Raw genomic sequence first — 22,490 nt, 5'->3', positions numbered from 1 at the left:
CGCGATTTTTCAGAAAGCAAAGGCAACTTTCTGAAAAACGCTTAACAGGCGCGATTTTCCCGAAGCAAGAGCAACTTCGGAAAAACGCTTAGCCCGCGATTTTTTAGAAAGCAAAAGCTTCTTTCTGAAAAACGCTTAACAGGCGCGATTTTCCCGAAGCAAGAGCAACTTCGGGAAAACGCTTAGCCCGCGATTTTTCAGAAAGCAAAGGCGTCTTTCTGAAAAACGCTTAAGCCACACCAAAAGTAACTTTACGAACCAAATAGTCTACTTTTTCCGACATAACCGTATCGTTAACCTGAGGGATTACATCGTGTTTGAAGAGCTGCTGTTTCTTGATTTGATAGTAGTCCCATATTGCGTTGCGCAGCGTAAGGTTGTTTTTCATGAGATAAAGGGGATCGAGCAGCTTCTGGAAGATCAGCTCATCCTGCAAAATATAAAGCATCGCGTTCAAATCATTCATATACCCTTCGGCAATACCTCGCTCATAAAACGACCGCAAGCGATTGTTTCGATCACTAATCGCCACCTCAATTGAGGCCATCAGCTGAGGATATACCTCACGTAAGTCATGGAAGAAAGCTTCCGTACCATAGTTTGCAATTAGAAGCGTCTGGGCAAAGGTGGACTGAAAGCCCTGAATATAGGCTTCACTGCTGCCTTCCTTCAATTGGCTCTCATCACACACGACATATCTAATATAAAGGGCTGTTAGCCGTTCGATAATCTCATCACGAGAAGGGAAGTACTTGTATAATGTCGCTTTGGACAGATCCATTGCTTTGGCGATGTCATCCATGCGAAGTCCTTGGAAGCCGTTCGCCTTTATGGGATGCAATAGCTTGGCGACATATTTGTTTTTAGTTGCTTCATCGGTGTATCGGCAGCTCTGCGTTTCGTTTGTTGTTTCCATACGCGCTCACACTCACTTCCTATGTAAGGAGTATACATGATTTTTTCGGATAAAGAAATGGACTTGTTAGTCAAAGTAAACTAATTTTGTGTAAATGAGTTTACTTTGACTAGCTTTTGCAGTATGATCATTTCTACAATAGGCCAACTGGCCAATAGAGAACAGGAGAAGAGAAACATATGAGTACTTCATCCAACCAGAATATTCGATTCTGGCCGATTATGATTGCTATATTTTTTGGTGCTTTTCTAAGTATCCTTGGGATCAGCACCATTAATGTGGCGTTGTCGATCTTTATGCAGGACTTCCATACGGACCTAAGTACGGTGCAGTGGACCTTAACCGGTTTTATGCTTTCCTTAGGGACAATCGCGCCATTGACTGGTTTTCTAGGGAATAAATTCGGTTATAAAAATGTTTATCTATATGCAATGATTGGCTTTGTTCTATTTTCCTTATTGTGTGGATTTTCTTGGAATGCCGGATCGCTGATCACCTTCCGTATTATCCAAGGTATCTTTACAGGGCTTGTTATGCCGGCAACAATGACGATTATTTTCCAAACCATTCCGAAAGAGCAGCAGCCGTTTGCCGTTAGTATCTGGGGCTTATCCGGTATGCTTGCACCAGCTTTTGGGCCAACGATCAGCGGCTGGCTTATCGAGCAATTTAACTGGCGTTGGATTTTCTTCATGAATGTGCCGATTGGTATCGTTGCGATCTTGTTCATTATCGCGATGATTCCGGATATTAGATTAGGTGCTGCCAAACAGTTAGATAAACTTGGTCTTGCTACCGTTGTTCTCAGCAGTGTTTCACTGCTAGTGGCACTGAGCGAAGGCCGGCAGTGGGGCTGGGATTCCGGTAAAGTCATTGGCTTGTTTGTATTTGGTGCTCTCATGCTGGTTGCGTTCATATGGCGTGAGCTTAAGGCAGAGAACCCGTTGCTTGATCTGAGAGTATTTAAAAACTATCGATTCTCTATTACGTTAGTTGCGAATACGATCATTACAATCAGTTTGTATTCCGGTACGCTGCTAGTGCCTTTGTTCTTACAAAACGTTCAGGCGATTACGGCGATGGACACAGGACTTATCCTGCTCCCATCCTCGCTTGTTATGGCGCTTGCTATGCCGATCGCTGGTAAACTCTATCCGCGGATTGGTGCCAAATGGATGACCATTGGCGGGCTTGTACTCATTATTGTGGGCAGTTATGAGATGACTCATTTGCATACTGACAGCTCGCATTTCTATATTATTTTCTGGATGGCTGTTCGTAACCTTGGAGTATCGTTTGCTGCTGCTGCAACAAGCACAGCTGGTATGGAGGAGATTCAACCGCAGATGGTGGGTCACGCTTCTTCCGTAACGAACTGGGTACGTAATGTGGGTGGATCCTTTGCGATTGCCTTATTTACATCACTGCTTGCTTCCCATACGATTACGCATGCTACTGATCTGACGCAAGCTGGCCAAGAGAGTGCGAAGACAATTCCGTTGTTCGCCTTTACACTGAGCGTCAACGACGTCTTTATGATTGCGACTTATATTGCTGTAGTAGCCATTCCGTTTACACTCGTTATTCGTAAAAAAGCGATGCGTGCTAAGACCGTTACGGCTGCTGCCTAATTTTATAATAGAGAAGCACCATGGCTCATGACAGAAGCCGGAAAGTCACTTTTCAGAGTGGCTTTCCGGCTTCTATTTAGGTCGTGGCTTTTTTTGTATTGACAGTAAAATACCTCCATGCTAATCTTAAAACAGAGTTAATCAATAGGAATTAATGAAATTAATCATATCGTCTACCGTTCTAACGGAGGCATTCTCTCGCATGATGAGGATGCCTCCTTTTTGTTTTCTTTTTGTCCTTCATAATGAGATAGCGAAAGTGGTGATGAAGATGAGCAGTCAAGCTGCAGCAGCGGTCAAAACGCCAGGCAAGCTGGCGCTTACAGGACTTGCGCTTATTTTTCCGGTAACCTTACTTGTCTTATGGCAGGTTCTTGGGCATTACGGTTATATCTCTGAATTGCTGTTCCCTACGCCGTATACGATTATTGATTCTGGTATTTCCTTGGCGGCCTCCGGAGACTTATGGACGAACATTCGAATCAGCGTCATAAGGGCTCTGCTGGGATTTGCGCTTGGCGGTTCGCTTGGATTGGTGTTTGGTATCGCAGTAGGACTGTTCAGAAGAACAGAAAAGCTGCTTGATCCTTCCATTCAGATGATTAGGATGATTCCAAGCCTTGCTGTCGTGCCGCTGTTTATTTTGTGGTTCGGTATCGGTGAGGAATCCAAAGTACTGCTTATTGCTAAAAGTGCCTTTTTCCCGCTCTATATCAATACGTTTCTTGGGATCCGTAATGTTGATAACAAGCTGTTTGAAGTGGCGAGAGTGCTTGGCTTCAGTCGTCTCAAGCAAGTGACTAGGCTTATCTTGCCGGCGGCGCTGCCAAACATCATCTTAGGTGCACGGCTTTCAATCGGACTTTCATGGCTGGGCTTGGTTGTAGCGGAGCTGATTGCTTCAACATCAGGAATCGGCTATATGATGTCGGATGCGCGGCAGTTTGCCGATACGCCGGTTGTATTCGTAGGGATCTTTACCTTCGCCATACTGGGGCTGTTGACGGACTCGTTGCTCGCTGTGATCGAACGACGGCTGCTCAGATGGAAAGACCGTTATGACGGATAGACAGGAGGGATAAAAGATGAGCAATTCAATTGAAGCAATAGTTCCGCCTCAAGTGGCAACAGAAACTGATCATGGAACGGGGCCAGCAGGACAGGAGAGAGCGGTTAGAAGCGGAGCGGCAAGGCGCAAATGGCGGCTATCGAAGCTTGCAGCAGTCGTACTGAAGGATATAGCGATTGGTGCTGCTATCCCAGTTATTCTCCTCATCTTATGGCAGATTGCAGCATCGACCGGATACATTTCCCCGATGTTCATGCCGTCGCCGGGTTCCATTCTGCAGGCTTTCTGGACACTTGTAACATCGGGAAATCTGCTGCATCATTTGCTGGTAAGTATGGGCAGAGCCGGCCTTGGCTTCCTGATCGGAGGAGCAGCAGGGCTTCTGCTCGGATTATTAAACGGATTGTTCAGGAAAGCTCAATATTTGCTTGATCCAAGTATTCAAGTGCTTCGGCTAGTTCCGCATCTCGCCATCGCACCGCTTATTATCCTCTGGTTCGGTTTCGGAGAAACCTCGAAAATAGCGATCATCGTGACCGGTTCCTTCTTCCCGTTATACATCAATACGTTTCTAGGGATCCGCAATGTGGACAATAAGCTGTTTGAAGTGGCAAGCATACTAGGCTTCAGCCCGCTGAAGCGACTGATTAGACTTATTATTCCGGCATCGCTTCCTGATATTCTGATTGGTGTGCGCATCTCACTGGCCGTGTCCTGGATTGGGCTTGTTGTAGCGGAGTTAATCGGCTCCCGGTCAGGTATCGGCTTCCTCATCAATGAGGCGAAGCAGAATTCAGAAACTTCGATCATATTTGTTGGTATTATACTATTTGCGGTTATTGGCAAGCTTATCGATTCTTTCATGAAAGGTTTTGAGAGCAGATGGCTGAACTGGCGTGACAGCTATAAGGGCTAATGTCTGTACGGCTGTCCTCGCCCTGCAAGCTCTATAATAATCGAAATATTCAATTAATGATTTGATGAGGGGGAAAAGGAAATGTCGATTTTATCACCAATCGGTGCTATTCAATTGCAAGCGGATGTACTTGTTATCGGGGGTGGACCAGCGGGAACATGGGCGGCGATCACAGCTGCTTCGCAAGGTGCGAAGGTTATTCTGGTGGATAAAGGCTATTGCGGCTCAAGTGGTGCAACAGCTCCATCCGGCACCGGCGTTTGGTATGTGAATCCGGATGAACGACTGCGTGAGGAGGCGAAGGCAAGTCGTTACGAAATGGGCGGCCGCCTTGCCGAGCACCGCTGGATGGATAGAGTGCTTGACCGTACGTACGAGAATATGAACCGTCTGGGCCATGCGGGATATCCGTTTCCGAAGGATGACGACGGCAATCTGCATAAGAGAGGGCTGCAAGGACCTGAATATATGCGGTTAATGCGGAGGCTGGTACAGAAAGCAGGCGTAAAAATTTTGGATCACAGCCCTGTCCTCGAGCTGCTTGTGGATCAATATGGCGTTGGCGGCGCGTCTGGCGTACAGACGCAAACCGGAGATTCATGGACGGTACATGCGGGTGCCGTTGTAATCGCGACGGGTGGATGTGCCTTCCTCAGCAGGGCACTTGGCTGCAATGTCTTGACTGGTGATGGGTATTTGCTCGCAGCTGAGACAGGCGCTGAGCTGTCAGGCATGGAGTTTTCGAACGCTTACGCAATCAGCCCAACCTTCTCATCCGTTACGAAGACGGCTTATTATTCCTACGCTTCATTTTATTACGAGGATGGTACGCCGGTGGAAGGCGCAGGTTCGAAACGCGGCCGTTCTATCATCGCCCGTAAGCTTCAGGATGGGAGACAGGTGTATGCGAAGCTGGATCTTGCTCCGGAGGAAATTAAACCGCTGCTGCGGGTAAACCAAACGAATTTCTTCCTGCCGTTTGACCGCCGTGGAATTGATCCGTTTACGGATTTGTTTCCGGTAACGCTCAGGCTGGAAGGGACGGTTCGCGGAACAGGCGGTATCCGCATTACTGATGAAACCTGCGCTACATCGGTGCCTGGTTTGTATGCAGCAGGTGATGCAGCTACACGTGAGCTGATCTGCGGCGGTTTCACTGGGGGCGGCAGCCATAATGCGGCTTGGGCGATGTCCTCTGGTTCATTCGCTGGGGAAGGCGCTGCCGCTTATGCGAAAAAAGCAGGAGACCATGCAACTGACCGCAATCTTCGTAGTGCTTCCACTTCAGTCATTACGAATACTGCAGCCTCGTCTTCGGGCAAGACGGAGGAAATTGTCCGTGCGGTGCAGGATGAGGTTACGCCGTATGATCGCAATCTGTTCCGTACGGAGCAAGGGCTGAAAGGCTCGCTCGAGCGGCTTGATGGGCTGTGGAATGACCAGCGGAATCAGTCGGTGGAGCGCTCGGCTAAGGGAGTAAAAGCACGCGAAGCTGCTGCGATGACAGCTACGGCAAGATGGATGTACAATTCCGCACTTGCCCGGAAGGAGACACGCGGCATGCACAAGCGTGAGGATTTTCCGACATTGGATGCGGGGCAGCATTATCGGCTGATCAGCGGCGGGCTTGATCGGGTATGGGTGAAGCCGGAAGCCGTCAATGAAGCACCTGCAGAGAAGGAGGTTATCGCACCATGATTGAGGTAGTAAGCGAGTCCCGGTGCGTCTCCTGTAACCAATGCGTATCGGTATGCCCGACGAACGTATTTGACCGCGGGGAGGATGGAATTCCCGTCATCGCCAGGCAAGACGATTGCCAAACCTGCTTCATGTGTGAGCTGTATTGCCCGGTTGATGCACTGTATGTGGCGCCGGATTCGGAGCAGGTGATTGGTATTTCGGAGCAGGAGGCTGAGCAGCAAGGCTTGCTTGGCGGCTATCGGGAGAAGGTCGGCTGGGGCAAAGGCAGAAAGCCTGTTGCTTCGCATGATTACATGTACCGGCTATCGCTGTTTGCAAGGTTCTAACCATTTATTGCAATTAATTATTTAACCACTGAGAGGGGTCTGTCTTATGCAGAAGAACAGAGAAAATCAAAGAGGATTGCGCGGGCCGATTAGGCTTGCCTTAATGGCGATGTTGATTCTGGCAACGGTATGGCTGCAGGCGTGCGGAGCTAACGGTAATTCGAATTCGAATTCAAATTCGAAGGAAAAGAATGCGGGTGCTTCAACAGGCACGGAGACAGCGGCAGCGGCGGATACGAACAGTAAAGTCCCATCCGTGCTGAACTACGGCTACATTGGAAGTAATGATAAGAATCTTCCCGGCGGAGCGGAAGGCTGGGGCTTTTACAAAGGCATCATTCAAGAGGAATTGAAAAAGTACGGCATCAAAGAAGTGAAGCTGACGGGCTTCCCGAATGGTCCGGACCAGACGGAGTCACTGATCAGCGGACGGCTTGATTTTGGCGGGTTGGGCGATACTCCTGCGATTATTGCGCATGGATCTGGTGCAAAAACAAGACTGATCAATCAAACAAACATTACCAATGTTGCTTACTTAATTTCTGGACCTAATGGTCCTAAGACGATTGAAGAACTGAAGGGAAAAACGATTGCGATTCAAAAAGGCTCCTATATGCACCGTTACGTTGTTGGGCTGCTTAAGCAAGCAGGGGTAACGGATTATAAGCTGGTTCATATGCTTATCCCGGATGCTCAGGCTGCACTAGCAAGAGGCGACATAGATGCATTGACGAATACGGGTTACACTGCCCAAAAGCTGCTGGCTCAAGGGTATACGCTGATTGATGATTCGACCAAGCATCCTGAGCTGCATGGAACAGGTGTGACCGTTGTATCGGAGAGCTATCTGGAGAAGTTCCCTGACTTCCCGAAGGTATGGAATGAAGCTCGTCAAAAGGCGCTTGAGGATTTAAAACAGCATGAAGAGGAGTACTACCAGTTTATTGCTGATCTGAATAAAACAACGGTGGATCTGGCGAAGAAGGTAAGCCCGATCAGTGATATTACAGTCGAACCATTTACGACAGATGGCATTACGCGCATTACCGGTACGAAGGATTTCCTCGTTGAGGAAGGTCTGGCTAAGAAGGACTACAAGATTGAGGATTGGGAAGTGAAGTAACTCGTAAGTAAGGGAAGAAGGAGAGGGATAAGCATGGGGAATCATACGCTGACCATTGAGTCATTCACATTAGTATCAAGCAAGGGGAGCCGTTTGCAAGGAGAAGTAAAAGTGTTGGATGATGGTTTGCCGCACCCGGCCATTATTGTCAGCCATGGGTTTAGAGGACATAAGGATTGGGCGTTTTGGCCGGAAGTGACAAGTCGTTTGGCCGAAGAAGGCTTTTATACGGTCAGCTATAATTTCTCTCGCGTTTCCGCTAAGGAAGATGACTTGGAAGAAGGAGCTGTTGCTGCAGCATCTACCTTCTCCCAAGAGCTGGATGATTTGGATTTAATTATTGAAGCTCTGCAGGGCGGCGATTTGCCGCTACCTTATGCGGCGGATAAAGCACGAATCGGGCTGCTTGGCCACAGCAGAGCTGGAGGAAGCAGCATTGTAACAGCGGGTGAACATGCTGAACAGGTGAGTGCGCTGGCTGTATGGAATGGCGGCCCACCACCTTCCCGCCAACCGCAGGCAGGGGAGCCGGAATCCTTGCTGGAGCAGATCGTCCGAGAGGATTGGAAGCAGAATGAGCAGCGGTTTAATATCCGGGAAGTCTTCACTAGCTTACAGCTTCCCGCCCTTATTGTGCAGGGGGATCAAGACCGCGAGCCGCTTTTGGAGCAGCTTCACTACTTCCGGCAAGAGGCACCACAACAGCAATATGTGCTTGTGCAAGGAGCGGACCATACCTTTAATGCAGTACATCCATATACAGGGGCTACCGAGCAGCTGCGAGCCGCCCTACAGGCGACGATCCTCTTCTTCCAGGAGAAATTAGCATAAGGAAGGCAGATAGATGAAAATTGAATGGGATTAAATATAATTATTGTAAAATTAAAGTAAAATCCATACTTGACATATCGGAATTATATATTATTATTAAGCTATCGTAATTATTCTTTAACCATAACTTTTGGTCGACCGGCTCACCGGAGACATTTTTTGCCAGACAGGCGGAGAATGTCTCCTTTTTGTTTTTCCATAATATTTATCTAGATTCAGAGAGGGGATTAACGAAATGGCATTTACTTTATCAATTGGGGCACAGGCTCCGGATTTTAAACTGAAGGGAACAGACGGCGGCAATTATCAACTGGACAGCTTCGCAGAGGCAAAGGCGCTGGTGGTTTGGTTTACCAGCAATCATTGTCCATTCGTCAAAGGTTCCGATGAAGTGACGCGCCAGACTGCTCTCAAATTCGGACAGCATGGTGTTGCCTTCGTAGCCATTAACGCGAACAGTTCAGCGACTAAACCAGAAGATTCCTATGAGAAAATGATCGAACGGATCGAGGAGCATCAGTTCCCGTGGACGTACCTGCATGACGAGAAGCAAGAGGTGGCCCTCGCTTTCGGTGCGCTGCGTACACCGCATTTCTATGTGTTTGACGCGGACCGCAAGCTGATCTATACCGGGCGTGCTGTCGATAATCCGAAGGATTCCTCGGCCATCACGAAATATGATCTAGAGGATGTATTGACTGAATACTTGGCTGGCCAACCGATTACGACGGAGCTTACGAACCCGCTCGGCTGCAATGTGAAGTGGGAAGGCAAGGATGGACACTGGATACCGGAAGAAGCCTGCGATCTGGTTCCTCAGCCTGCCCAACAGGCTCAATAACCAACTGATCAGGAACAGCATGACGCCCGCCTTAAGCGTTTCCTTAATGCTCAAGGGATTTCGCGAGGCGGGATTTTTACAGGTTAAATACCAATTATACATATATGAAAAGTATGTATTTAACAGCTATCATTCACTCGTCAAAAAGGAAAGGTGTAAACAATGAAACGACTTTCGGTACTGGCAGTTGCCCTTATTCTTCTGTTTGTGGCAGCTTGCTCAAGTCAATCAGACTCAAGCAACAATAACAATAACAGTAACAATACTAAAGCTCCTTCAAATAACGCAGGAAGCACTGAAACAGCCAAAGCAGATGACACGCAAGCGGCGGGTGGAGAGAAAGTAGAGATTACGGTTATGCGAGCCGGTATTACATTTACGCAGTCGGAATTCAAGAAATATTTCGAAGAGCCGATCGCGAAGAAATACCCGAATTTTACGGTGAAGTGGGTGGATGTTCCGGAAGATGTTGAGATCGAGCCGCTCATCACACAAGGCAGCATCCCGGACATTATTATTACAAGTACGGCGGGAGCGACATCTACTTACAAGGACCTCGATCTGCCGGAGGATCTGACGGAGCTGATCGCCAAGCATAATCTCGACTTAAACCGTCTGAAGCCGGTCGTGCGAGATGCGATTCAGACGTATTCGGGCGAAGGGCAGTTTTCGGTTCTTCCGCTGTCGATCAACCTGCCTATTCTGTACTACAACAAAGACATCTTTGATAAGTTTGGCGTTCCGTATCCAAGCGACGAGCAGTCGAGCTGGGAAGATATTGTCACTCTTGCGAAGCAGCTGACTAAGGATGACGGCGGCACACATTATACCGGCATTGATTTTGCATCTGCAACGGATATCGCTTCTCAGCTGGATGCGACGATTCTTGATCCAGCAACTGCCAAGCCGGATGTGACGAATGACAAATGGGTGAAGCTGTTTGGTCTCTGGAAGGAAATTTACGATATTCCGGGCTTTGTGGACGCGGAGAAACGATACCAATACGCGAATGACGATGATATCTTCTTCGTCGATAAGACGCTGGCTCTGCTGCCGCATAATGTCGCACAGGTCGTACCTCCTCTTCAAGAGCTTTATGACAAGAACGGTAGCGTTGATCTGAACTGGGATATTGCGCCGTACCCTGCCTTTGATGAGGCGAAAGGGACGAATAAGGTTGTTAACGTTCACTCCATGCTGTTGACGAAGTCGAGCAAGCATAAGGACGAAGCGTTTGAAGTTATGGCTTATATCCTGTCCGATGAGGTACAGGGAATTATGGCGCGAAATGGCCGAGTTCCGGTTATCGCAAACGATGATCTCGAGAAGCAGTTTGGCGCGGATGTGCCGGTGCTGCAAGGGAAGAAGATCGACAATATCTTCAAATCTGAACCGCGAAAAGTCATCAAACCGAACAAATTCGAGAGCAAGGTGCGTAAGCAGCTTGATACCGCGCAGCAGGACATAGCGCTGAATGGCAAAGACATCAACTCGGCACTGCGGGACGCGCAGGCCGCGATTGAGAAGCAAGTTCAGGAGTTGCAAAATACATCTTCCAAATAAACGGGCGGTGACGCATACCTCTTCACGGGATTGCGCGGCGGAGCTTATGCTTCTTGTCAGCCGTGAAGGAATGAAGGAGAGCGCGCTTGCCTGAGGGCAGGCGCGCTCTTTTTCATGCATATACAAAGCTTACGGGGGTGCAGGAGATGGCTGCTATTGAGATTCAACATTTGTATAAGAGGTACGGCAAAGACAAACACGAGGTCGTCCGGGACTTCCATCTTTCGATCAAGGACCGGGAATTTCTTGTATTTGTTGGTCCTTCCGGCTGCGGAAAATCAACGACGCTCAGAATGATCGCGGGACTCGAGGATATTAGCGAAGGCGATATTTTTATCGGCGGCAAACGGGTGAATGATCTTCCGCCCAAAGACAGGGATATTGCGATGGTGTTCCAGAACTACGCTTTGTATCCCAATTTGACGGTGTATGAAAATATCGCCTTCGGCCTGCGCCTGCGCAAACGGCCGAAGCATGAGATCGACCAGGCGGTGAAGCGAGCAGCGCGAGCGCTGGAGATTGAAGGCTTCCTCGGCCGTAAGCCGAAGGAACTGTCAGGCGGCCAGCGGCAGCGCGTTGCGCTTGGCAGAGCGATTGTCCGCGAGCCGCAGGTGTTCCTGATGGATGAGCCGCTGTCCAATCTGGATGCAAAGCTTCGCGTGCAGATGCGGGCAGAGATCATCAAGCTGCATAAACAGCTTAATGCCACCTTTATTTATGTGACCCATGATCAGATCGAAGCAATGACAATGGCCGATCGGATCGTCGTTATGAAGGATGGCGTTATTCAGCAGATCGATACGCCGGAGGTCATTTATTCCACACCTAGCAATACGTTCGTCGCCAGCTTTATCGGTTCGCCGCCGATTAACTTTCTGGCTGGACGCATTGAGGAGACGCTGCCTGGAAAACTGATCTTTCGGACCTCCCGGTTTGATCTCGAGGTGCCGCAGCCTGCAGCATCCGTTCTGCAGAAGCACCGGGTCATTGGGAAGGCGGTTACGCTGGGCATTCGTCCGGAGAATATCGGCCTTGAGGGACTGTATTCCGATTCGGTAGTGACTGGTATTTATAAATTCAGCGAGCTGATGGGTGCTGACCGATTCCTGCATCTGGATATCGGGCAGGAACGGCTTCTGCTCGTCCGCGTAAGCCCGCATGGACGCTGGGCTGATGACGAGAAAGTGCGCATTGTGCCGGATATGTCGAAGGCTTTGTTTTTTGATGTGAATACGGGTGTCCGGTTCACGTGACTTTGAGAGACAGAAAGGAAGATCCGCTTATGAATTGGTCCGCCGTCTTACATCCTGCCGCTAGACTTATAGGGCTGATGCTTATTGTGGTTGCGGTGGCGGCAGGCTGCTCGGCGGATGGGCAGCGGCAGTCAGCTGCCGCTGCGGATGTTGCGCCTGCCGGCTATGCGGCGGCTGGGGACCGGGGAACGCTGTCGCTTCCAAGGCTGAGTGAGCCGGAGGAGTCGGATGCGGAGCCTTATTATGCCGACCGAATGCTTGAGTGGAAGAAGGCCGGGGCAATGAGCGCCGCTGCTGCCGTTCCCGTCAATGTCTTGAGGCCATCGGCCGTGTCGGCGGGAGCTAATGTCTCAGATGGAAGCTATGACGGCCGCGATGAGGTGCTGAGGTGGGAAGCCGAAGACGCCAGCTGGATTGAGTATCGGCTGGATGTGCCGGAGAGCGGCCTGTATGAAATTCATGTGGACTATCATCCAATCACAGGTGCCAGCAAGACACGCCCGATTTTGCTTGAAGTTATGCTGGATGGTTTACATCCGTTCCGTGAGGCTTCATCAATTGCCTTGTATCGGAGCTGGACGGACGAACGACCGGTGAAAAAGAATGAACTAGGCGAAGAGATTCGTCCCCGCTCTATCGATATCTCAAGCTGGCAGACGGTACCTTTCAGCGATAGCGGCGCCGCTTATGCGCAGCCGCTGCTCTGGTATTTCGAGAAAGGAAGCCACTCGCTCCGGCTGCAGGGTGATGAGCCGGTAGCGATCGGCTCGCTCACGTTGGCGCCGCCTACGGAGGTTCCGGCTTATGAGGATATTGCTGCTCAGTATCCTACAGAGCAAGGGGGGGCTTCAAACGCCAAAACAACAGTTCTGACGCTGGAGGCTGAGCAGTTTACGAGCAAGAACGACCCGGCGGTACAGATGTTCTATGATACGGACCAGCGTACGGTACCGGTAAGCCACGGGAAAATTGTGTTCAACTCGCTTGGCGGTGAACGCTGGAACCAGTCTAATCAGAAGGTGACATGGACATTTAATGCCCCGCAAGATGGACTTTACAAAATAGCGCTGCGAACGCTTCAGAACCGCTATTCCCAGAAAGCCTCTTACCGGCGGATTGAAGTGGACGGCTCCGTCCCGTTCGCCGAGTTTCTCGCTTATCGGTTTGCTTATTCCGGGAACTGGAAGGGCACTGTGCTGGAGAAGGAGGACGGGGAGCCTTATCTTCTTTATTTGCACGAAGGCACGCATACCTTGTCGCTTACGAACAACTATTCGGCGGTTAGTCCGATTGTACGTGGCATCGAGGATGTTACGGCGCTGCTGCGGACAGCACAGGACGACCTACTGTCGCTGACCGGCGGGCAGACTGATAATAACCGCACCTGGCGCATCCGTCAGGAGCTTCCGGATTTGCCCACGCATCTAAGCAAGGCTGCGGAGCGACTGGAGGTTCTGTCAGATCTCATGGTCGAAGCGAATGGACGCAAGGACAGCATCAGCCAAGGGCTGGGCACCTCGGCGGCTGATTTAAGGACAATGCTGAAGAGAGAGGATGACATTCCGCGCCACATTGATGACTTTACCTCTATTCAGGAGCGGATCAGCGCTTATACGGTCAGCCTTTACCAGCAGCCTTTGCTTCTTGATCAACTATATATAGCGCCTGAAGTGCAGCCGTTTCCTCATATGACTGCTTCTCGTCTTGCGAAAGTGAAGGGAACCGTTAAAAACTTCTATTACTCGTTCAATAACAAAGATAGCATCGGCAAGCTCGATGATCAGGTGCTGAACGTCTGGGTACAGCGTGGCCGCGATCATGTGACGGAGCTGCAGGATCTCGCAGACGAGATGTTTACGCCGGAGACGGGCATCCGGGTGAAGGTGAATCTGCTCCCGAATCCTGAGCTGCTCGTCCTATCCAATGCCGCAGGGCTGCAGCCCGATGTCGCGCTTGGCTTGTCGCAGGATCTTCCGGTAGATTATGCCATCCGGGGCAGTCTGCATGACCTGTCCAAGCTTCCCGATTTCAAGGATATTTATAACCGCTACAGTCCGGGCTCCTGGCTGTCCGTCTACTACAATAAGGGCTACTATGCTGTGCCGGAAACACAGTCGTTTCAGGTGCTTTATTACCGCAAGGATATCTTGCGGAGCCTTGGCTTACAGGTGCCCGAGACGTGGGAGGAGCTGTACGACATGCTCCCGACGCTTCAGGAAAACTATAAGAACTTCTATTACGGCTGGCAGCAGTTCATCCCGTTCTTTAATCAGCATGGCGCAGAATTTTTCTCACCGGATGGACAGCGAACCGCTATAGACAGTCAGGAAGGCTTCGCCGCGTTCAAGCAGTGGACCGATCTGTTCAATACCTATGCCGTGGATAAGGAAGTGCCGAGCTTCTATGAGCATTTCCGCGACGGCTCGATGCCGATCGGCATCTCGGACTACAATATGTACCTTCAACTCTCTGCTGCAGCGCCGGAGCTGAACGGCAGATGGGGCATCGCACTTATTCCCGGCGTTAAAGAGCAGGACGGCTCGATTACAAGATGGGCCGGCGGCGACCAGTCGACGGGCGTCGTCTTCGAAAGCTCGAGGCATAAGGAAGAGGCGTGGACGTTCCTGAAGTGGTGGCTGTCCACCGATACACAGGTACGCTACGGCTCTGATCTGGAGTCAATGAACGGTGTGTCATTCCGCTGGAATACGGCCAATCTCGACGCGTTTGTCCAGCTGCCATGGAAGAAGGAGGACGCTGCTGTCATCTTGCAGGCATGGGCGTGGTATAAGGAGAAGCCGAACCTACCAGGCGGCTATCTGTTGGGCCGGGAGATCCGCAACGCATGGGTTAGAACCGCTGTAGACGGCATGAATTACCGCACATCCATGGAGACGACTGTTCTTGACGTCGACCGGGAGCTGCGGCGCAAGCAGGAGGAATTTGGTTTTATTGATCCGTCAGGCAATATTCTGAAACATATGGATATTCCGGTTGTGAATGAACCGTGGAAAGGAGTGGAGCGTTATGTCAAATAAACAGCATAAGGCTTCCGTCTCCACCTCTACCGCCCAGACATCACTCCATGTTCCGGTTGCCGTGCCTGGCGCCGTAGTGGAGACGGTGCTGGCACATAAGGAAGCCGTCCTCCGAAAGAAGGATGCCAGGCTGCTTATGCTTCTGAAAGAGATATGGTCATACCGGGTGTCCTATTTGTTCATCCTGCCGTTCATGCTCTGTTTTACCGCCTTTATTGCGGTGCCCGTGCTAGCGGCGATCGGACTTAGCTTTACTTCTTATAACTCGATCCAGAAGCCGCATTTTATCGGGTGGCGAAACTTTCAATACATGCTGTCGCAGGATTTGATTTTTCTGAAATACGCCATACCGAACACATTCAAATTCTCGCTCATCGTAGGTCCTGGAGGGTATATCGCTTCGTTCCTGCTTGCTTGGCTCATCACGCAGCTACCGGCGAGAACACAGCGCTGGTTCACGCTGGCAATGTATACGCCATCGCTTACGATCGGCATCGCGATGTCCATCGTATGGCTGCCGCTGTTGTCAGGGGACCGGCTTGGCTATCTGAACAGCGTCCTGCTGAAGCTAGGGTTAATCGAATCCCCGATTCTATGGGTGACCGACAAAGCTCATCTAATGGATTCGATGATTGTGACGACGCTCTGGTCCAGTATGGGCGTTGGGTTTCTGGCAATGCTTGCCGGACTTCTGAACGTCAACAAGGAGATGTATGAAGCGGGACGAATTGACGGTGTAAAGAGCCGGCTGCAGGAAATATGGTACATTACGATCCCCTCCATGAAGCCGCAAATGCTGTTTGGGGCGGTAATGGCGATCGTCGGAACCTTCAAGTCCGGTGCGATTGGCGTACAGCTGTCGGGTGTTAATCCGACTCCAGAGTATGCGGGCCATATGATTATTAATCACATTGACGACTACGGGTTTATTCGGTTCGAGATGGGATATGCGGCTGCGTTGTCCGTGTTCCTGCTTGTACTGATGTACTTGTCCAATAAACTGAGCTGGTCGCTGTTTGGCTCGAAGGAGGATGAATGATGGCCAGGCTGCTTGCTTTCCCTTGGAAGAGAGGAAGATGGCTTCATCGGATCGATGGTTTTCAGCTGTCTCTGTTTATCATCATGGCCTTGTTGTCGGTCTTTATGCTGCTGCCGATAGTGTACATCTTTAATCAGGCGTTTAAGCCGTACCAGGAGCTGTTTCTATATCCGCCGAGGTTTTTCGTCTCGCAGCCTTCTCTGGATAATTTCCGGGAGTTGTTCCTCGTCACGGCCCGTTCGACGGTGCCGATGTCGAGATATTTGTTCAACAGCGTATTTATCGCCGTTGCAGCCGTTATAGCGGTTACCGGAGTCAGCGCCTTGTGTGCGTTCCCGATCTCAAAGCATCGTTTTCCCGGGCATAAGCTGGTGTTCGGCGCCATCGTGCTGACACTGATGTTCGCTCCCGAGGCGGTGCAGATTCCCCGGTATTTGGTCGTAAGCGAGCTGGGAATTATGAACACTTATTTCGGGCATATATTGCCTTTATTGGCGATGCCGGTTGGCGTATTTCTGCTCAAGCAGTTCATCGACCAGATTCCGGATGCGCTGCTCGAGGCGGCAAGGATTGACGGAGCATCGGAGTTTACTGTGTTTTATCGGATCGTTATTCCGGTCTGTATGCCGGCCGTTGCTACGGTTGCCATATTGGCGTTCCAGAATGCATGGGGCAACGTGGAGTCGTCCTCGCTGTTTATGCTCGATGAGAATATGAAGAGCTTCTCGTTCTTCCTGTCCACACTGACGAGCACGCTTGGCAACAACGTGGCGCTTCAGGGCGCGGCTGCGGTTGCCTCGCTCATTATGTTCGTGCCGAATCTGATTATATTTCTGTTCCTGCAGGGGAAGGTCATCGCGACGATGACGCATTCCGGCATCAAATAAGAAGGGAGGGCAGGCCGTGCGCAAACGAATAATCACCATCGTCATATGGTCGCTCCTTGCTTCTCTACTGTGGAACGCCGTTCACCCTCAGGAGGTGTCCGCTTATGCGCCGTATACAACGGAATACAAGGACGGCTTCGGAGAAGCCGTGCGGACGCAGATGGCGTATTTGCCAAGCGGTGCATTCGGCAGGGAAATTATATTGCCGGATAAGAAGGATACTTCCAAGCTGGTGAATTCACCCCTTCAGAAGCCGCAGGACTTGTTCATCGACGGTAATAACCGTCTGTATATCGCGGATACGGGCAATAACCGGATTGTCGTTATGTCGCGGGAAGGCGAGCTGCTGCAGGTGATAGAAGTGAAGGATAGCCCGCTCAGTCAGCCGCAAGGCTTGTTTGTCGACAAAGCGGGCCAGATTTATGTAGCCGATACGGGCAACCATCGGGTTGTGAAGCTGGATCCAAGCGGGAAGCTGCTTCAGGAATTCAAGCGGCCGGAATCGAAATTCCTGCCGGACAGCTTCAAATACGATCCGGTTAAGCTCGTTGTCGACAAGCGTGGATTTCTATATGTTGCTACGCTTGGCGGCTACCAGGGGCTGCTGCAGTTGAAGCCGGATGGTGGCTTCCAAAGTTTCTTCGGCGCTAGCAAGACCGCATACTCCTTGTCGGATGCGATCAAGCGGGTGTTGTACACCCGGGAAATGTATCAGCGTGAGATTGCGAAGCTTCCCGGCTCCATTACAAGCGTCACGCTGGATAATGAGGGCTTCATCTATACGGTGACTAAGGAAGTCGCGAAGGGGCAGGTGCGGAAGCATAATATCGCAGGGCTCGACATGCTTGCTAGTAAAGGCGATTTCAATAGCGGCGGAGCCCGGCGGTTCGGCGAAATGTTTCAGGGCCGCGATAAGCCGCAGCTGAACGATTTGACGGTGGACAGCACCGGCAATATTACTGTGATTGACGCTAAGCTGAACATTGTCAGCCAATACGATGCGAACGGCAATCTGCTGTTCTATTGGGGCAGCAGCGCGCAAAGCGCGGAGCCGAAGCTTGGGGTTGTGAAGAGCCCGGCGGCGGTTGCCTCCGACACGGACAACAATCTGTATATTCTGGACGGAGAAAATAATCTCGTTCAAGTCTTCCGCCTGTCGGAATTCGGCGCATTAGTCCATAAGGCCAACGAGCTGACGCAGGATGGCCGATATGAAGAAGGCTCCAAGCTCTGGGAAGAGGTGCTGCGGCTTAACGCCCATTACACGCCGGCGCTGCTTGGCCTCGCCAAAGCAGCGTTCAAGCAGGGGGATTACAACCGCGCGAAGGGACTATTTCGGGAAGCCGGTCATACGGAAGGGTATTCCGAGGCATATTGGCAGGCGCGGCTCGAATGGTTCCAGCATCATTTCGGCCGTCTAATGACAGCCGCCGTTATTGCGTTTGCCGTGGTTTACACTGCAAAACGTGTGATCCGGCGGCGGTTGAAACGGCGTGTTGATAAAGAATCGGGGTGGTTGAAGCGCTGCTTGGCGGAGCTGAGGCATGCCTTTTATATCCTCAGGCATCCGATTGATGGCTTTACCGGCATTCGGTATGAAGGAAAAGCAGGCCTGATCGGCAGCATGGTCATCCTGCTGCTCGCCTTCGCCGCATACGGCGTAATCAAAGCCGGAACGGGCTTTGTATTCGATCCCGAAGCCTCGCTGGATCTGAATCTGCTTACCGTCTGGGTGCGGTTTGGCGTGTTGTGGCTGGGCTGGGTCGTCTGCAACTATTTGGTCAGCTCGATTTATAAGGGGGAAGGCCGCTTCCGGGATGTTGCGTACGGCAGTGCTTATGCGCTTTTCCCGCTTGTGCTTGCGGGTATTCCTCTAACACTGATATCGAATGTGCTGACGCAAAACGAGGCTTCGATCTTTCATTTCTTCCAGCTCGCCATGTACGTCTGGGTCGGTCTACTGTTGTTCTGGAAGGTGCAGAGCATTCAAAATTACAGCGTTGGCGAAACGATTGTCAATATGTCGCTCTCCATTGTTACGATGGCGGTGTGCGGCGTGCTGCTGTTTATCGTATACGGCCTCACCAGCGAACTGTTCAGCTTTATTTATTCGATTTATCAGGAGGTGTCGATCCGATGAAAAGGTATCTATCCGCTTCACGTATCGCCGCCTTGCTGGCAGCGGCTGCGGCGATTGTCATCATGGCGGTGCTTCTTCAGGCGGGCAATCCGAAGGAAGCGAGTGTATCAGCTGCTTCTAACGTTAGTACCTCAAAGACCGATGTAAAAGTTCAACTTGCTAGTGCACCCGCGAAAACAAGCACGCCTGCACCAAAGCCGGATCTGCCAGATGAGAGCCGCTTTGTTCAGGCTGGTGAATCCGCCGAGCTTCAGCTATGGGCGGACCCGTCGACCGGGCATTTCAAGGTCGTCAGCCAGACATCGGGGAACATGTGGTATTCCTATCCTGATCCTACCGAGTGGCCGAAGGAGACGATTACGGGAACATGGCGCAATCACATTTTATCGCCGGTCATCCTGGAAAGTGTAGATCTTAGTAATGCAAAGTCTCAATCACGAACGGTCAATTGGTATGATGATGGCGGCAAGCTGGATGACTTCGCTGTCCAAGCGGATGGTTTTACAGCCACCTATACCTTTACGAATTCGGGTTTCCGGATTCCGGTGTCGGTGAAGCTGAAGGATGATCATGTAGAGACGACAATCGACGACGGCATGCTGGAGGAGAGGGGGGCGCTTAGTCTGCTTAACCTGAAGCTGTATCCGCTGCTTGGTGCCGAGCCTTATACCGGAGGCGAAGGATATGTGCTGTTGCCGGACGGATCCGGTTCACTTATCCGCTTCAAGGATCATGCCTCGGCAGATAAAACGATTTACCGCGAAAGCATTTATGGGCAGGATATGGCCTTTTATGTAGACAATACGGACCGCGCAACTGTGCGGATGCCGATATTTGGTATCAAATCCGGGCAGAAGGCGGTGTTTGGTCTGCTGACCGGAGGCGAGCAATACGCTAAGCTGTTTGCCGCGCCAAGTGGCGTGTATGGCAACTCCTATTGGGCCACACCGGAGTGGCAGTACCGGATCAAGTTTTTCCAGAATACGAGCCGGAGCGGGGATGAAGGGTTTTTCACCTATAACAAGGAACGCTTCGTGGCACCTGAACGCGCCGTCCGCTATTATTTCCTCGAGGGCGACAGCAGTGATTACGCAGGAATGGCATCAGCCTACCGACGTTATCTTACAGACGAGAAAGGATTGGCGCCGCTTAGTCAAACACATCCGAACGTGCCGTTTTACCTCGATCTGATTGGAGGCGATACGAAGCAGGGCTTGATTAAAGATGATTACCTGGAAGCGACAACGACGAGGCAGGCGGGAGAAATTGTCCGTGCGCTGGCCGGGAAGGGTATTTCGCCGGTCTCGGTCCAATATGAGGGGTGGCAGAAGGGCGGCTATTCCTCCTACGGCGGATTGTTCCCGGTGGATTCCCGGCTTGGAGGCAACGAAGGAATGAAGACTTTTATCGCTGAGGCGCATCAGCTTGGAGCCGATGTTTATCTGACTGCGAATTACGAGTGGAACAATAACGGACGTAGCGGCTTCTGGGCAAGAGAGGACGGCTTGCGTAATTTGGCGGGCACGGTGCAGCAGTACCGGCCGGCACCGGAGCAGGATGAGATCACCTATACGAGCCCGCTGTTCGCAGCCAAAGCGCTTAGATCCGATCTCAAAACTTATCAATCTCTTGGAGCTGACGGCATTGTGTTTAGCGGCGGCTTCGGCAGCTCGCTGAGCAGCGATTTCAATAAAAATTACATAATCGACCGTGGCAAGGCGCTTGAGAATCAGCAGCAATTGCTGGAGGAGGTGCGGACTTCGCTCGGCGGTGCCGGCGTAACCGATGGAAGCTTCTATACCCTTGGCCCCGCTACCCGGTTCCTGCAGTTATCCGACGATTATTCCTATGATCTGTTCACGGATGAAGCCGTTCCGTTCGCCCAAATGGTGCTGCACGGGCTGGTGCCGTATACCTCGCAATGGTCGAATCTTCGCGATGAATACCGGACTGGCTTCCTGCGAAGCATCGAATATGGCGCTTACCCGTCCTTTATCTTCACTGCGGCTTCCTCCGACAAGCTGAAGCGCTCGTATTCGGTCTGGTATTACAGCACCGATTATACAGAGTGGCTGGATACGGCGGCTGAGGAATACAAGCGGTATAACGAAGCGCTGGCAGGTGTGCAAGATCAGGCGATAACCGGTCACATCACTTTGGCTCCCGGTGTGAAGGAGACTGTCTATGCGGGAGGCCGCCGAATCGTGGTCAATTACAACCTAATGAGCTATGACGGCAGTGGCGGCATTCATGTTCCTGCACAGGACTTCATTGTTCTCGAAGAAGGTGAGGTTTCCTTATGAACCAGCTTCGAAAAAGATTGAGTCCTGCCTCTTTGCGCAGCCTTGAAGGCTCTTTGTTCATTGCTCCTTGGGTAATCGGTTTTCTGGCGTTTGTGGCTTTTCCACTGGGATATTCGCTATATATGAGCTTTCATCAGGTGCAGATTACGGTTACCGGCATTAAGACGGTACCTGTTGGCCTGAGCTATTACCGTGAAATTCTGATGTCAGACGGCGGGCTGCTGTACGATGATCTGGTGCCGTTTCTAAGGCAGGCTGCGGTGATGATTCCGATTATTCTGATCTTCTCGCTGCTTCTTGCGGTGCTGCTAAATTTGAAGTTTCCCGGCCGAACCTTGTTCCGTGTCATCTTCTTCTTGCCGGTTATATTTGCTTCTGGACAAATTATTCAGGAGCTAACCGTGCAGGGTGAAGGTGGGCTGGCCTTTCTATCAGACATGAAGGTCGATACCTTCCTGCAGACGTATTTGCCGCATGCCTGGTCATCGACACTTCTTGGCCTGATTGGCTCCTTTGTGCTCGTGCTCTGGTATTCGGGCGTACAAATTCTGATCTTCCTTGCAGGCAGGCAGACGATCCCGTCCTCAGTCTACGAGGCAGCCAGGATCGACGGGGCCGATCCATGGAGCACCTTCTGGAAAATAACGCTGCCCGGTCTTACACCGTTTCTGTTCCTGAACTTGATCTATACGGTTGTTGATCTGTTTACCTTCCCGTCGAACCCGATCATCGCCAAGGTAAATACAGAAAATTATGGCGTGTCGAGTGCACTGGCCTGGATTTATTTTGTATTTGTGCTGCTGTTCCTTGGTCTTGCGGCTCTGCTGTTCAGCCGGGTCAACAAGTCGTTTGGCGGTAACGAAAGGAAATAACCCACAGATCCATATTAGCGTTCAGAGAGGAGAGAGCAACA

At 51.0% G+C, this 22,490-nt stretch carries 17 protein-coding genes; 16 read left to right on the top strand and 1 reads right to left on the bottom strand.

Features of this window, described 5'->3' with window-relative positions; genetic code table 11:
* Nucleotides 1-229 precede the first annotated feature (229 nt).
* Complete coding sequence (locus AC0YNT_RS20315; protein WP_475806268.1) at nucleotides 230-916, bottom strand: TetR/AcrR family transcriptional regulator; 687 nt, start codon at nucleotides 914-916, stop codon at nucleotides 230-232.
* Between the two features lie 179 nt (nucleotides 917-1,095).
* Between AC0YNT_RS20315 and AC0YNT_RS20310 the strand changes: the two genes are divergently transcribed.
* From AC0YNT_RS20310 to AC0YNT_RS20235, 16 genes are all read left to right on the top strand, one after another.
* On the top strand, nucleotides 1,096-2,547 hold the full coding sequence (locus AC0YNT_RS20310; protein WP_475806267.1) for a DHA2 family efflux MFS transporter permease subunit: 1,452 nt from the start codon (nucleotides 1,096-1,098) through the stop codon (nucleotides 2,545-2,547).
* A gap of 271 nt (nucleotides 2,548-2,818) precedes the next feature.
* Entirely contained in the window at nucleotides 2,819-3,616 is a 798-nt protein-coding gene (locus AC0YNT_RS20305) for an ABC transporter permease (protein ID WP_475806266.1), read from the top strand.
* Nucleotides 3,617-3,632: 16 nt separating this feature from the next.
* Nucleotides 3,633-4,532, top strand: coding sequence for an ABC transporter permease (locus tag AC0YNT_RS20300; protein ID WP_475806265.1), 900 nt, complete (start codon nucleotides 3,633-3,635; stop codon nucleotides 4,530-4,532).
* Nucleotides 4,533-4,613: 81 nt separating this feature from the next.
* Nucleotides 4,614-6,230, top strand: a complete 1,617-nt coding sequence (locus tag AC0YNT_RS20295; RefSeq protein WP_475806264.1) for an FAD-dependent oxidoreductase — start codon at nucleotides 4,614-4,616, stop codon at nucleotides 6,228-6,230.
* Nucleotides 6,227-6,559 carry a 4Fe-4S dicluster domain-containing protein gene (locus tag AC0YNT_RS20290; protein WP_167279085.1) on the top strand — a complete coding sequence of 111 codons (333 nt, stop codon included), beginning with the start codon at nucleotides 6,227-6,229 and terminating at the stop codon, nucleotides 6,557-6,559. Before AC0YNT_RS20295 ends, AC0YNT_RS20290 begins: the two co-directional genes overlap by 4 nt.
* 46 nt (nucleotides 6,560-6,605) lie before the next feature.
* On the top strand, nucleotides 6,606-7,682 hold the full coding sequence (locus AC0YNT_RS20285) for an ABC transporter substrate-binding protein (protein WP_475806263.1): 1,077 nt from the start codon (nucleotides 6,606-6,608) through the stop codon (nucleotides 7,680-7,682).
* Nucleotides 7,683-7,715: 33 nt separating this feature from the next.
* Nucleotides 7,716-8,513 (top strand): alpha/beta hydrolase family protein, encoded by a 798-nt coding sequence (locus AC0YNT_RS20280; RefSeq protein WP_475806262.1) that lies wholly within the window; start codon nucleotides 7,716-7,718, stop codon nucleotides 8,511-8,513.
* Nucleotides 8,514-8,748: 235 nt separating this feature from the next.
* Entirely contained in the window at nucleotides 8,749-9,354 is a 606-nt protein-coding gene (locus tag AC0YNT_RS20275) for a thioredoxin family protein (protein WP_475806261.1), read from the top strand.
* Between the two features lie 162 nt (nucleotides 9,355-9,516).
* Nucleotides 9,517-10,917: an ABC transporter substrate-binding protein gene (locus tag AC0YNT_RS20270; RefSeq protein WP_475806260.1), complete on the top strand. Its 1,401-nt coding sequence runs from the start codon at nucleotides 9,517-9,519 to the stop codon at nucleotides 10,915-10,917.
* A gap of 146 nt (nucleotides 10,918-11,063) precedes the next feature.
* Nucleotides 11,064-12,170 carry an ABC transporter ATP-binding protein gene (locus AC0YNT_RS20265; protein ID WP_475806259.1) on the top strand — a complete coding sequence of 369 codons (1,107 nt, stop codon included), beginning with the start codon at nucleotides 11,064-11,066 and terminating at the stop codon, nucleotides 12,168-12,170.
* A gap of 29 nt (nucleotides 12,171-12,199) precedes the next feature.
* Nucleotides 12,200-15,208: an extracellular solute-binding protein gene (locus tag AC0YNT_RS20260; protein ID WP_475806258.1), complete on the top strand. Its 3,009-nt coding sequence runs from the start codon at nucleotides 12,200-12,202 to the stop codon at nucleotides 15,206-15,208.
* Nucleotides 15,198-16,247 (top strand): carbohydrate ABC transporter permease, encoded by a 1,050-nt coding sequence (locus AC0YNT_RS20255; RefSeq protein WP_475806257.1) that lies wholly within the window; start codon nucleotides 15,198-15,200, stop codon nucleotides 16,245-16,247. Before AC0YNT_RS20260 ends, AC0YNT_RS20255 begins: the two co-directional genes overlap by 11 nt.
* Nucleotides 16,244-17,134, top strand: a complete 891-nt coding sequence (locus AC0YNT_RS20250) for a carbohydrate ABC transporter permease (RefSeq protein WP_475806256.1) — start codon at nucleotides 16,244-16,246, stop codon at nucleotides 17,132-17,134. The genes AC0YNT_RS20255 and AC0YNT_RS20250 overlap by 4 nt, the downstream gene beginning before the upstream one ends.
* Before the next feature lie 16 nt (nucleotides 17,135-17,150).
* Nucleotides 17,151-19,274, top strand: a complete 2,124-nt coding sequence (locus AC0YNT_RS20245) for an SMP-30/gluconolactonase/LRE family protein (RefSeq protein ID WP_475806255.1) — start codon at nucleotides 17,151-17,153, stop codon at nucleotides 19,272-19,274.
* A complete protein-coding gene (locus AC0YNT_RS20240) occupies nucleotides 19,271-21,577 on the top strand; it encodes a DUF5696 domain-containing protein (protein WP_475806254.1) in 2,307 nt (768 codons plus the stop codon). Before AC0YNT_RS20245 ends, AC0YNT_RS20240 begins: the two co-directional genes overlap by 4 nt.
* Complete coding sequence (locus tag AC0YNT_RS20235) at nucleotides 21,574-22,449, top strand: carbohydrate ABC transporter permease (RefSeq protein WP_475806253.1); 876 nt, start codon at nucleotides 21,574-21,576, stop codon at nucleotides 22,447-22,449. Before AC0YNT_RS20240 ends, AC0YNT_RS20235 begins: the two co-directional genes overlap by 4 nt.
* Nucleotides 22,450-22,490: the final 41 nt, after the last annotated feature.

The organism is Paenibacillus sp. J22R56 (genome assembly GCF_056269375.1).
Note: the sequence above shows the minus strand (reverse complement) of the source record. Positions and strands in the feature narration are given on the sequence as shown.

What these genes read in the sequence shown, in the direction of transcription:
- AC0YNT_RS20315 (WP_475806268.1), bottom strand. Translation starts at nt 916, where the DNA reads ATGGAAACAACAAACGAAACGCAGAGCTGCCGATACACCGATGAAGCA.
- AC0YNT_RS20310 (WP_475806267.1), top strand. Translation starts at nt 1,096, where the DNA reads ATGAGTACTTCATCCAACCAGAATATTCGATTCTGGCCGATTATGATT.
- AC0YNT_RS20305 (WP_475806266.1), top strand. Translation starts at nt 2,819, where the DNA reads ATGAGCAGTCAAGCTGCAGCAGCGGTCAAAACGCCAGGCAAGCTGGCG.
- AC0YNT_RS20300 (WP_475806265.1), top strand. Translation starts at nt 3,633, where the DNA reads ATGAGCAATTCAATTGAAGCAATAGTTCCGCCTCAAGTGGCAACAGAA.
- AC0YNT_RS20295 (WP_475806264.1), top strand. Translation starts at nt 4,614, where the DNA reads ATGTCGATTTTATCACCAATCGGTGCTATTCAATTGCAAGCGGATGTA.
- AC0YNT_RS20290 (WP_167279085.1), top strand. Translation starts at nt 6,227, where the DNA reads ATGATTGAGGTAGTAAGCGAGTCCCGGTGCGTCTCCTGTAACCAATGC.
- AC0YNT_RS20285 (WP_475806263.1), top strand. Translation starts at nt 6,606, where the DNA reads ATGCAGAAGAACAGAGAAAATCAAAGAGGATTGCGCGGGCCGATTAGG.
- AC0YNT_RS20280 (WP_475806262.1), top strand. Translation starts at nt 7,716, where the DNA reads ATGGGGAATCATACGCTGACCATTGAGTCATTCACATTAGTATCAAGC.
- AC0YNT_RS20275 (WP_475806261.1), top strand. Translation starts at nt 8,749, where the DNA reads ATGGCATTTACTTTATCAATTGGGGCACAGGCTCCGGATTTTAAACTG.
- AC0YNT_RS20270 (WP_475806260.1), top strand. Translation starts at nt 9,517, where the DNA reads ATGAAACGACTTTCGGTACTGGCAGTTGCCCTTATTCTTCTGTTTGTG.
- AC0YNT_RS20265 (WP_475806259.1), top strand. Translation starts at nt 11,064, where the DNA reads ATGGCTGCTATTGAGATTCAACATTTGTATAAGAGGTACGGCAAAGAC.
- AC0YNT_RS20260 (WP_475806258.1), top strand. Translation starts at nt 12,200, where the DNA reads ATGAATTGGTCCGCCGTCTTACATCCTGCCGCTAGACTTATAGGGCTG.
- AC0YNT_RS20255 (WP_475806257.1), top strand. Translation starts at nt 15,198, where the DNA reads ATGTCAAATAAACAGCATAAGGCTTCCGTCTCCACCTCTACCGCCCAG.
- AC0YNT_RS20250 (WP_475806256.1), top strand. Translation starts at nt 16,244, where the DNA reads ATGATGGCCAGGCTGCTTGCTTTCCCTTGGAAGAGAGGAAGATGGCTT.
- AC0YNT_RS20240 (WP_475806254.1), top strand. Translation starts at nt 19,271, where the DNA reads ATGAAAAGGTATCTATCCGCTTCACGTATCGCCGCCTTGCTGGCAGCG.
- AC0YNT_RS20235 (WP_475806253.1), top strand. Translation starts at nt 21,574, where the DNA reads ATGAACCAGCTTCGAAAAAGATTGAGTCCTGCCTCTTTGCGCAGCCTT.